The 10,964-nt window shown below is 55.3% G+C and carries 14 protein-coding genes; 12 read left to right on the plus strand and 2 right to left on the minus strand.

What is annotated here, in order from left to right; all coding sequences use genetic code 11:
• Positions 1 to 136: 136 nt before the first annotated feature.
• Together ACSZPU_RS07700 and add are read left to right on the plus strand one after the other, a co-directional pair.
• Positions 137 to 307, plus strand: coding sequence for a YnfU family zinc-binding protein (locus ACSZPU_RS07700; RefSeq protein WP_498997196.1), 171 nt, complete (start codon positions 137 to 139; stop codon positions 305 to 307).
• Between the two features lie 244 nt (positions 308 to 551).
• Positions 552 to 1,553, plus strand: a complete 1,002-nt coding sequence (gene add, locus ACSZPU_RS07705) for an adenosine deaminase (protein ID WP_498997198.1) — start codon at positions 552 to 554, stop codon at positions 1,551 to 1,553.
• A gap of 31 nt (positions 1,554 to 1,584) precedes the next feature.
• Here add and ACSZPU_RS07710 read toward each other — a convergent pair whose 3' ends face one another.
• Complete coding sequence (locus ACSZPU_RS07710) at positions 1,585 to 2,625, minus strand: oxidoreductase (protein ID WP_498997200.1); 1,041 nt, start codon at positions 2,623 to 2,625, stop codon at positions 1,585 to 1,587.
• Between the two features lie 215 nt (positions 2,626 to 2,840).
• On the opposite strand from ACSZPU_RS07710, the gene blr reads away from it, so the two are divergent.
• From blr to nth, 10 genes are all read left to right on the plus strand, one after another.
• Positions 2,841 to 2,978 (plus strand): division septum protein Blr, encoded by a 138-nt coding sequence (gene blr / locus ACSZPU_RS07715; protein WP_498997202.1) that lies wholly within the window; start codon positions 2,841 to 2,843, stop codon positions 2,976 to 2,978.
• 241 nt (positions 2,979 to 3,219) lie between these two features.
• Positions 3,220 to 3,435, plus strand: a complete 216-nt coding sequence (gene ydgT, locus ACSZPU_RS07720) for a transcription modulator YdgT (RefSeq protein ID WP_494238342.1) — start codon at positions 3,220 to 3,222, stop codon at positions 3,433 to 3,435.
• Between the two features lie 74 nt (positions 3,436 to 3,509).
• Positions 3,510 to 3,947, plus strand: coding sequence for a DUF2569 domain-containing protein (locus tag ACSZPU_RS07725; protein WP_498997204.1), 438 nt, complete (start codon positions 3,510 to 3,512; stop codon positions 3,945 to 3,947).
• A 77-nt stretch (positions 3,948 to 4,024) separates the two neighbouring features.
• Positions 4,025 to 4,606 (plus strand): electron transport complex subunit RsxA, encoded by a 582-nt coding sequence (gene rsxA / locus ACSZPU_RS07730; RefSeq protein WP_498997207.1) that lies wholly within the window; start codon positions 4,025 to 4,027, stop codon positions 4,604 to 4,606.
• A complete protein-coding gene (gene rsxB / locus ACSZPU_RS07735) occupies positions 4,606 to 5,184 on the plus strand; it encodes an electron transport complex subunit RsxB (RefSeq protein ID WP_498997209.1) in 579 nt (192 codons plus the stop codon). Before rsxA ends, rsxB begins: the two co-directional genes overlap by 1 nt.
• On the plus strand, positions 5,177 to 7,159 hold the full coding sequence (gene rsxC, locus ACSZPU_RS07740; protein WP_498997211.1) for an electron transport complex subunit RsxC: 1,983 nt from the start codon (positions 5,177 to 5,179) through the stop codon (positions 7,157 to 7,159). Before rsxB ends, rsxC begins: the two co-directional genes overlap by 8 nt.
• Positions 7,160 to 8,212 carry an electron transport complex subunit RsxD gene (gene rsxD / locus ACSZPU_RS07745; protein WP_498997212.1) on the plus strand — a complete coding sequence of 351 codons (1,053 nt, stop codon included), beginning with the start codon at positions 7,160 to 7,162 and terminating at the stop codon, positions 8,210 to 8,212.
• A gap of 9 nt (positions 8,213 to 8,221) precedes the next feature.
• Complete coding sequence (gene rsxG / locus ACSZPU_RS07750; RefSeq protein ID WP_498997214.1) at positions 8,222 to 8,842, plus strand: electron transport complex subunit RsxG; 621 nt, start codon at positions 8,222 to 8,224, stop codon at positions 8,840 to 8,842.
• 2 nt (positions 8,843 to 8,844) lie between these two features.
• Positions 8,845 to 9,540: an electron transport complex subunit E gene (locus tag ACSZPU_RS07755; protein WP_498997215.1), complete on the plus strand. Its 696-nt coding sequence runs from the start codon at positions 8,845 to 8,847 to the stop codon at positions 9,538 to 9,540.
• Positions 9,537 to 10,172, plus strand: a complete 636-nt coding sequence (gene nth / locus ACSZPU_RS07760; protein WP_498997218.1) for an endonuclease III — start codon at positions 9,537 to 9,539, stop codon at positions 10,170 to 10,172. Before ACSZPU_RS07755 ends, nth begins: the two co-directional genes overlap by 4 nt.
• Before the next feature lie 12 nt (positions 10,173 to 10,184).
• Here nth and ACSZPU_RS07765 read toward each other — a convergent pair whose 3' ends face one another.
• On the minus strand, positions 10,185 to 10,613 hold the full coding sequence (locus tag ACSZPU_RS07765; protein WP_498997221.1) for a CopD family protein: 429 nt from the start codon (positions 10,611 to 10,613) through the stop codon (positions 10,185 to 10,187).
• Positions 10,614 to 10,964: the final 351 nt, after the last annotated feature.

Genomic DNA, 10,964 nt, shown 5'->3' on the forward strand with positions numbered 1-10,964 from the left:
ATGGATAGCTCCAGCGTGGTATCGCAAAGCGTTATCGATAGAAAAAACCATCGACATGAGGTAGCTGGAGAAATGAGTACGGGCTATGTACCCAGGGATAGTGTATGGTTGCGGTCCATTCATCAGGAAATACCTTATGCCACAACGCAAAGACTCAAAAAGTAATCGCAACTATCTCATCAAATGCACCTGCCCTCACTGCTCCAGTCAGTCAGAACACAGTTACACCCGAGTCCAAAAAGGCTCAGCACTAATGTGCCCCCACTGCAGTAAAATTTTCAGTCAGGATAAGGCTACCTTCGCTTAATCCCTGCACATTGCATGGCTCATCGATTATTTTCAGTCGTCCCGCGTGGATGAGGGAGTGATCCTGTCACGCGGTGAGCCAGAGACGAAAAGCCCCGGCGATATGCCGAGGCTTTCATCTATCCTTTCTGATCTATGTTGAACTGCCCCATCCTCTTTTAAACTCAGACATTTATCAGTCATTCTAAGAAGTTACTGTCCTGTGGTATAATGTATCGCACTTTACCTAAAACAAGAGTGCGACCATGATTGATACCAACCTGCCACTAACTGATATTCATCGCCACCTGGACGGCAACATTCGGGCACAAACCATCCTCGATCTTGGCCGTGAGTTTAATCTTTCCCTCCCTGCACAAACCCTTGAAACCCTGCTGCCGCACGTGCAGGTCAGCGCCAATGAACCCGATCTGGTGAGTTTTCTGGCCAAACTGGACTGGGGCGTAAAAGTACTGGCTTCCCTCGATGCCTGCCGTCGCGTGGCGTATGAGAATATGGAAGATGCGGCCCACCACGGCCTGCATTACGTTGAATTGCGTTTCTCCCCCGGCTATATGGCGATGACGCACAACCTGCCTGTTGCGGGCGTGGTCGAAGCGGTTATTGCTGGCGTGCGCGAAGGCAGCCAGGCGTTTGGCGTTGAAGCGCGTCTGATCGGCATTATGAGCCGTACTTTTGGCGAAGCGGCCTGTTTGCAGGAGCTTGAAGCCTTACTGGCACATCGCGATAGCATCACGGCGCTGGACCTGGCGGGTGATGAGCTGGGTTTCCCCGGCAGCCTGTTCCTGTCGCACTTTAACCGGGCGCACGATGCAGGCTGGCATATCACAGTCCATGCGGGCGAAGCGGCGGGCCCGGTAAGCATCTGGCAGGCCATTCGCGAACTGGGCGCTGAGCGTATTGGCCACGGGGTAAAAGCGATTGAGGATCCGGCTCTGGTGGCGTTTCTTGCCGAGCAGCGAATTGGTATCGAATCCTGCCTGACCTCAAATATTCAGACCAGCACCGTGCCGTCACTGGCGCGTCATCCGCTGAAAACCTTCCTGGAACACGGCGTGCTGGCGTCGATTAACACCGACGATCCGGCCGTTCAGGGAGTCGACATCGGTCATGAATACCAGGTTGCCGCCCCTGCAGCCGGGTTGAGCCGCGAACAGATTCGTCAGGCGCAAATCAACGGGCTGGACATCGCGTTTCTGTCCGCCGCAGAAAAACAGGCGCTCAGAGAGAAAGTCCTGCTCGGTTAAAAAAAGGCCGCTCGATTGAGCGGCCTTTTTCTCAGGTCAGGTTGAGCGTCGCCCGATGCTTCGCCGATTCAATGCCCAGTTCGATAAGCTCCATAATCTGGATTGCCTGGCTTGCCGGAACCGGGTTTTCCCCCACGCCGTTCAGGGTATCGCGGATCGCCGCATAATAGGCCGGATAGTTGCCCGGCACGGTGAGCCAGGTCTCTTCCACACGGGCATCACCGTCTACACGGGTTAATACGCCATCACGCATATCGTATCCCCAGTCTTCCTGCGGCAGACGCGCGCCCGATTTCAGGCGCTCTTCCTGCGGATCGAGGCCAAATTTCACGTAGCTACCCCGGGAACCGTGCACGATGTAACGGGCAGACTCCGCCGCCGCCAACAGCGTACCGTGCAAAATAGCTCTGCGCTGCGGATAAGCGAGCACCGCATGGAAATAGTCCGTCGCCTGCGCCCCCGGGCGCAACTGCGCCAGGTCCACCGTCAAGGAGACGGGTAAACCAAACAGATTTACCGTCTGATCCAGCAAATGCGGGGCCAAATCGTACCAGATACCGCTTCCCGGACCGGCCTGCTCACGCCAGCGGTTACGAATTTCCGGGCGATAGCGGTCAAAGTGCGATTCGAAGAAGGTCACCTCGCCCAGCGCGCCATCGGCCAGCAGAGCTTTAAGCGTCAGGAAATCGCTATCCCAACGGCGATTGTGAAATACCGACAGCACGCGCCCATAGCTTTTCGCCAGCGCATCCAGTTCTCTTGCCTGCGACAAGGTCACCGTAAAGGGCTTATCCACCACCACATGCTTACCCGCCTCCAGCGCGGCTTTCGCCAGCGGAAAATGGGTGTCATTCGGCGTGGGGATGACAATTAAGTCAATTTTCGGATCGTTAAACAGATGTTTGGGCTCTGAGACGACCGGCACAGCCGGCCAGTCCGCCTTCACTTTCGACTCATCGCTACTGGAAATTGCCGCCAGCTCCATTCCCGGCGTGCCGGCAATCAACGGCGCGTGGAAGGTTTTACTGGCGTAGCCGTAACCAATGAGTCCGACACGGATATTGTCATTCATAAAGCGGCCTCTCTTTATTGGAAAGTCTATTCCACACCATCTAACCATCAGGAACAACGACGACGGTTGTACTTAAGGCATCTCATCCTGAGAAAACATGTCAGCGCCCTTTCCTGTAATGATACTGAATTTCCCAAAAACAGGCGTCACGCCCTTGCCGTGCGCCGTTCGCCCAGGTAACATCCCAGGGCCAGACATAAGGGAGTTGTAGAGTAATGGCCACTATCATCAATCGGATCATTGAATTAACAGGCTGGGTCGTGCTGGGTGTTTCGACCGTTCTTCTGGTGTTCGCCAGTCATATCGATAATTACAAGCCGCCAGAACAGACTATCGTCGCGCAGAAAAAATAAAGCGCGAAGCGAACGCGGACATACCTAATTATGGTACTACGCAGCATATTGCCAGCCGTGGCGAAGAGCGCTAATCTTCTTGACGGATGCCGTTCTGGCATCCGATTCAACTTTAAAGAAAATTCTTAATTCAATGGCAATACATTCAGAGACAATTTACGTCCTGATAAGCCCGACTATTATTCGAACGAATGGCCCGCGAATGTATTCACGCCTGTTTATGATATGGACAACACTTAAAATGACCGTTCAGGACTACTTATTAAAATTTCGCAAAATCAGTTCACTTGAAAGTCTGGAAAAATTGTTCGATCACCTCAACTACACTCTGACCGACAACGAAGAAATTATTAACATGTATCGCGCTGCCGACCATCGCCGGGCTGAACTGGTATCCGGTGGCCGTCTGTTCGATATTGGCTGTGTGCCGAAGTCCGTCTGGCATTACGTGCAATAACGCCACTGGCATCCGGCGCATAATGCTTTATACTCCTCGGCCGATAAATCAGTGACCGTCTACGAGGAATAAACATGATAACGACACCTGCAGAACGCATCGGAGGCTGGCTGCTCGCGCCCCTGGCCTGGTTGCTGGTTGCGTTGTTGGGCCAGACGCTGAGGATACTGGACGTCGCTAAGTCACAGATACCGCTAGTGATTGCAGCAATCGGTGTGCGGCCACTGGCGGAGTTGTTTACCTGGTTTGTCTCGTTCGCTTTCGCCATTGGCGTCTGGTATTACACGCTCTGGCTGGTTATCGCCTTTTTTAAACGCCGCCGTAGCGTCATGAAAAACATGATCATCTGGTTACTGATCAGCGTGCTGCTGGCGCTGAAAGCCTTCGCTTTCTCCCCCGTGTCTGACGACGTGGCGGTACGCGGGCTCTTGTGGGCATTACTTGCCACCGCGCTGATAGTGCCCTATTTCAAACGCTCGCAGCGGGTCAAAGCGACCTTTGTGAACCCGTAATAACCTTACAGTTATCCAGTTGTCGCCCGGTGCTGTTTGACCGATAATAGGCGGCTTTTTTTATTTCAGGCCAAATAATGACAGACTATCTGCTGCTCTTTATCGGAACCGTTCTGGTCAATAATTTCGTTCTCGTGAAATTTCTTGGCCTGTGCCCGTTTATGGGGGTTTCGAAAAAACTCGAAGCCGCAATGGGTATGGGACTCGCTACAACTTTCGTTATCACGCTGGCATCCATTTGCGCATGGATTATTGATACCTGGCTGCTTATTCCGCTGGATCTCATCTATCTGCGAACCCTGGCGTTTATCCTGGTTATTGCCGTGGTGGTGCAGTTCACCGAAATGGTGGTGCGTAAAACCAGCCCGGCGTTGTATCGCCTGCTTGGGATTTTCCTGCCGCTTATTACCACCAACTGTGCGGTGCTGGGCGTGCCGTTGCTGAATATCAACCTCGGACATAATTTCCTGCAATCCGCGCTGTACGGTTTTTCCGCCTCCATCGGATTCTCTCTGGTCATGGTGCTGTTTGCCGCCATCCGTGAACGTATTGTCGTCGCCGATGTGCCAGCGCCGTTTCGCGGTAATGCCATTGCCCTCATTACCGCCGGTTTGATGTCTCTGGCCTTTATGGGCTTTAGCGGTCTGGTGAAGTTGTAATGAATGCAATCTGGATTGCCATCGTGGCCCTGAGTGTTCTCGGGCTATTGTTTGGCGTCGTACTAGGATATGCCTCGCATCGTTTCGCGGTGGAAGACGATCCCATCGTTGAGAAAATTGACGATCTCTTGCCGCAAAGCCAGTGTGGACAGTGCGGGTACCCGGGGTGTCGCCCTTATGCTGAGGCCGTAGGTCTGCAGGGCGAAAAAATTAACCGCTGTGCGCCCGGCGGCGAAGCGGTGATGCTGAAAATCGCCGAAATGCTAAATGTGGAGCCTCAGCCTATCGACGGTGATGTCCTCGTACAGGAACCGGTACGCATGCTCGCCATCATTGATGAAGCGAACTGCATCGGCTGCACCAAATGTATTCAGGCCTGTCCGGTCGACGCTATTGTCGGCGCGACCCGCTCCATGCACACGGTCTTGAGTGACCTTTGTACCGGCTGCAACCTCTGTGTGGATCCATGCCCGACGCAGTGTATTGAACTGCGTCCGGTGGAAACAACCACCGCCAGCTGGAAATGGGACCTGCAAACCATTCCCGTGCGCATTATTCCCGTGGAACAACATGCTTAAGTTATTTTCCGCTTTTCGCAAAGACAAACTGTGGGATTTCCACGGCGGTATTCATCCGCCGGAGATGAAAACGCAGTCTACTGGTACACCGCTACGCCAGCTTCCGCTGGCGACGCGCTTTGTCATTCCGTTAAAACAGCATATCGGCGCTGAGGGCGAACTGTGCGTCAGCGTGGGCGATAGCGTGCTTCGCGGCCAGCCGCTGACCCGGGGTCGCGGTCGTATGCTGCCGGTTCACGCACCAACCTCTGGCACCATCTCGGCGATTGCTCCCCACTCTACCGCCCACCCTTCTGCGCTGCCAGAACTTAGCGTCATCATTGAGGCAGACGGGGAAGATCGCTGGATCGAGCGTGACAGCTGGAGCGATTACCGCTCTCACGATCGTGAGGCGTTAATTGAGCGTATTCACCAGTTTGGCGTTGCCGGACTGGGCGGTGCGGGTTTCCCGACCGGGGAGAAGCTGAAAGGCGGTGGCGACCTTATCGAGACATTGATTATCAATGCCGCTGAATGCGAGCCCTACATTACCGCCGATGATCGTCTGATGCAGGACTGTGCCGCGCAGATAATCGAGGGTGTACGCATCCTGATGCATATCCTGCAACCACGCCAGGTGTTGATTGGCATTGAGGATAACAAGCCGCAGGCGATTTCCATGCTGCGGGCGGTGCTGGCCAATAGCCATGACATCCGGCTGCGCGTGATCCCCACCAAATATCCATCCGGTGGAGCCAAACAGCTGACGCAAATTCTGACCGGCAAACAGGTGCCACACGGCGGCCGTTCATCCGATATCGGCGTGCTGATGCAGAACGTGGGCACCGCCTATGCGATCAAGCGCGCTATCATCGATGGCGAACCGCTGACCGAACGCGTGGTGACCTTAACCGGTGAGAGTGTCACTCAGCCTGGCAACGTCTGGGCGCGCCTGGGGACCCCTGTGCGCCATTTGCTGGAGCACGCCGGGTTCTGTCCGTCTGCTGAACAGCTGGTCATTATGGGCGGGCCGCTGATGGGATTCACCCTGCCCTGGCTTGATGTTCCGGTCGTCAAAATTACCAACTGTCTGCTCGTACCATCGGCCACAGAGATGGGCGCACAGCCGGAAGAACAAGGCTGCATTCGCTGTAGCGCCTGTGCCGATGCCTGCCCGGCAGATCTGCTGCCACAGCAGCTTTACTGGTTCAGTAAAGGTCAGCAGCACGACAAAGCGACCGCGCATAATCTCGCCGATTGCATCGAGTGTGGCGCCTGCGCGTGGGTCTGCCCGAGCAGCATTCCGCTGGTGCAATATTTCCGTCAGGAAAAAGCCGAAATTTACGCCATCGCGCAGGAAGAAAAGCGCAATGCAGAGGCCAAAGCGCGCTTTGAAGCACGTCAGGCGCGTCTGGAGCGTGACAAAGCCGCGTGCGCAGAGCGCCATAAACAAGCCGCCGTACAGCCTGCGGCTAAAGATCAGCAGGCCATCGATGCCGCGCTCGCTCGTGTGCGTGAAAAACAGGCCACCGCCGCGCAAACCATCGTGGTTCAGGCCGGCAGCGTACCGGATAACAGCGATGTGATTGCCGCCCGTGAAGCACGTAAAGCCCAGGCGCGCGCGCGCCAGACGGAAAAAGCACAGCAGCAGGATACCGCAGAAGAGACAACAGCCGTCACCAGCGAAGCGATCGATCCGCGTAAAGCCGCCGTCGAAGCCGCTATCGCCCGTGCGAAAGCCAAAAAACTACAGCAGCAGGGTGTGAGTGAAGCGCCCGCGCCGGTTGAACCGCCTGCCCCGATTGCCGCCGAGCCGGTTGACCCGCGTAAGGCCGCCGTCGAAGCAGCCATCGCCCGTGCGAAAGCCAAAAAACTACAGCAGCAGGACGCATCAGCCCCTGCCGCCAATGACGATCCCCGCAAGGCGGCAGTAGCGGCAGCTATCGCGCGGGTTCAGGCAAAAAAAGCCGCACAGCAAGCAGTTAACGAGGATTAAATGGTTTTCAGAATCGCAAGTTCCCCCTATACCCATAATCAGCGCCAGACATCGCGCATCATGCTGCTGGTCGTGCTTGCGACCCTGCCTGGTATCGCGGCACAGCTCTGGTTCTTCGGCTGGGGAACGTTACTGCAAATTATCCTCGGCTGCGGCAGTGCGCTGGCGGCGGAAGCTCTGGTCTTGCGTTTGCGTAAACAGCAGATCGGGGCCATCCTCGGGGACAACTCCGCCCTGCTGACCGGTTTACTGTTGGCCATCAGCGTCCCACCGTTTACCCCCGGGTGGATGCTCGTCCTGGGTACCGTATTCGCGGTCATTATTGCCAAGCAACTGTACGGCGGCCTTGGGCATAACCCGTTTAACCCGGCGATGATCGGTTATGTGGTGCTGCTGATCTCCTTCCCGGTGCAGATGACCAGCTGGTTACCGCCGTTTGAGATCGCCAAAACCGTGCCGGGGCTGCTGGATGCCATACAGATTATCTTTACCGGACACGCAACAACGGGCCATACGATGGACAGCCTGCGGATGGGGATCGATGGCATCAGCCAGGCAACCCCGCTGGATACCTTCAAGACATCGCTGCATGCCGGGCACCCGGTTGATGAGATCCTCAAATCGTCGATTTACAGCGGCGTGCTGGCGGGTGCGGGCTGGCAGTGGATCAACCTCGGGTACCTGCTGGGGGGCGTATTCCTGCTGTGGCAGAAAACCATTCGCTGGCATATCCCGGTGAGTTTTCTGCTGTCGCTGGCGGTATGTTCTGGGCTGGGGTGGATTTTCTCACCAGAAAGTCTGGCTTCGCCACAGCTGCATCTGCTTTCCGGTGCAACCATGCTTGGCGCGTTCTTTATCCTGACTGACCCGGTAACCGCCTCGACCACCAACAAAGGCCGCCTTATTTTCGGTGCCCTTGCAGGATTGCTGGTCTGGCTTATCCGTAGCTTTGGTGGTTATCCGGATGGCGTGGCGTTCGCGGTTCTGCTGGCGAACATTACCGTGCCGTTGATTGATTACTTCACACGCCCACGCGTGTACGGCCATCGTTAAGGAATCGCCATGCTAGACACTATGCGTAAATACGGCATGACGTTGACCCTGTTCGCGGCGGCCTCAACCGGGATGACGGCAGCAATTCACCAGTTGACCAAATCCACCATCGCCGACCAGGCGGTTCAGCAGCAAAAGGCGTTATTTGGCCAGGTCTTGCCCGGCGACATCTATAATAATGCCTTGCAGAACAGCTGTTACGTGGTCGATGCGCCGGAGCTGGGTAAAGGCAAACACAAAGTCTATATTGCCCGTAAGGACGACACCCCGGTCGCCGCAGTGCTTGAAGCGACGGCACCGGACGGTTATTCCGGCGTCATTCAACTGCTGGTAGGCGCCGATTTTGACGGGACGATCCTCGGCACCCGCGTCACCGAACATCACGAAACGCCGGGGCTGGGCGACAAGATCGAGCTGCGTCTTTCTGACTGGATCACCCATTTTGCCGGCAAGAAAATCGCCGGTGCCAATGATACACACTGGGCCGTGAAAAAAGACGGCGGCGATTTCGACCAATTTACCGGTGCGACCATCACGCCACGTGCAGTGGTCAATGCGGTGAAACGCGCCGGACTGTACGCGCAAACCCTGCCGGCGCAGCTTTCCAGTTTACCGACCTGTGGAGAGTAACCATGAGCGAAGTTAAAGACATTATCGTCCAGGGGTTGTGGAAAAATAACTCCGCGCTGGTTCAGCTGTTAGGCATGTGCCCGCTGCTGGCCGTGACCTCCACCGCAACCAACGCACTGGGCCTTGGCCTTGCCACCACGCTGGTGCTGACGCTGACCAACTTTACCATTTCACTGGTCCGTCGCTGGACGCCGTCGGAAATCCGTATTCCGATTTACGTAATGATCATCGCCTCGGTGGTGAGCATCGTGCAGATGCTGATCAACGCCTATGCCTACGGCTTGTATCAGTCGCTCGGCATCTTTATTCCGCTGATCGTCACCAACTGTATCGTGGTGGGTCGTGCGGAAGCGTTCGCGGCCAAAAAAGGCCCCGGGTTGTCTGCCCTTGACGGCTTCTCCATCGGCATGGGTGCCACCTGCACCATGTTTACGCTGGGGTCGATTCGTGAAATCCTTGGCAACGGAACCTTGTTTGACGGTGCGGATGGCCTGCTGGGCAACTGGGCAAAAGCTTTGCGTGTCGAAGTGTTCCATACCGACTCGTCCTTCCTGCTGGCGATGCTGCCACCAGGGGCATTTATCGGCCTTGGCATGCTGCTGGCCATTAAATACCTGATTGACGAGCGAACCAGGAAACGTCGCGCGGCGACCGTTGCCGACGAAACTGTCCACACGGTGCCCGGGAAGGCCTTATGAATAAAATAAAGCGACGGGATATCCTTACTCGCCTGCGGGATGCGAACCCGCACCCGACGACTGAGCTTAATTTCAGCTCCCCTTTTGAGCTGCTGATTGCAGTACTGCTTTCGGCTCAGGCGACTGACGTCAGTGTGAACAAGGCGACGGCCCTGCTCTATCCTGTTGCCAATACCCCAAAGGCAATGCTCGAACTTGGTGTCGACGGCGTGAAGTCCTACATCAAAACCATTGGCCTGTTTAATACCAAAGCAGAGAACGTCATCAAGACCTGTTGTATTCTGCTGGAAAAACACGGTGGCGAGGTGCCAGAGGATCGTGAGGCGCTGGAAGCGCTGCCGGGCGTTGGGCGTAAAACGGCGAACGTGGTGCTGAATACGGCGTTTGGCTGGCCAACCATTGCGGTCGATACGCATATTTTCCGCGTCTGTAACCGTACGCACTTCGCGCCGGGGAAAAACGTCGAGCAGGTGGAAGAAAAGCTGCTGAGCGTCGTCCCGGCGGAATTTAAGGTCGATTGCCATCACTGGCTGATTCTGCATGGCCGCTATACCTGCATCGCCCGTAAGCCACGCTGCGGCTCCTGCCTTATCGAAGATTTGTGCGAATTCGAGGGCAAAACCGAACTCTGAATTCGCCCCGCATCAGAACGGTCTAAAGACAACCAGCAAAATAATCGCCGCCACTGCCACGATGACGCAGGTCGTGGCATGCGGCACAATCCCCGGCACTTTCGCAATTTCACCGCCAGCAAGGCGACGTAACGTCGCGGATAACATCCCGTGGATACCCGACAGCAACACCACCAACACCAGTTTAAGAATCAGCCACAGATGCGGCATCTGGCCGTGTGCCAGCACCATTGCCAGCCCCATCACCCACAGCACAATCATCGCCGGGGTCGTGACCTTACGACTCCAGCCGCGCACAAATCCTGCTAACGCGGTGGCTGCGGGGGCATTTTTTCCCGCATGTGCACACCAGGCTGTTGTTATCGCCATTACTAAGATTCCACCGATCCAGATAACCGCGGCGATGATATGTAGCGCGTTAAGCCACGAATGCACGTTCATGAGTAAACTCCGAAGAATTGAGATAAGGGAAGTCTGACAGCGTCATGTAAAACTGTCATCGACTACCGCATACAAGGGAAAAAAATCTGCGAAAACATTGATCTACTGCATTCTGAACAACAAGGCGGGATACGCTGCTTACTGTCGCTTTCACCAACATTTTGTCATAAGTAAATCCACATACCTGTAATGTTTTCCCGTTCACGGGCTTTATACCGTATAACCCTGCAATTCATCATATTATCTGTTGCTTATTAGCATTTAATTAGATAGCGTCGTCACGAGGATAAAAATCATTGATAATAGGGCCTTCTAATCAGAAGGCCCTATTATCATGACTATTCCAGCCTA

It is taken from the genome of Phytobacter sp. V69 (assembly GCF_965644215.1).
GTDB lineage: Bacteria > Pseudomonadota > Gammaproteobacteria > Enterobacterales > Enterobacteriaceae > Phytobacter.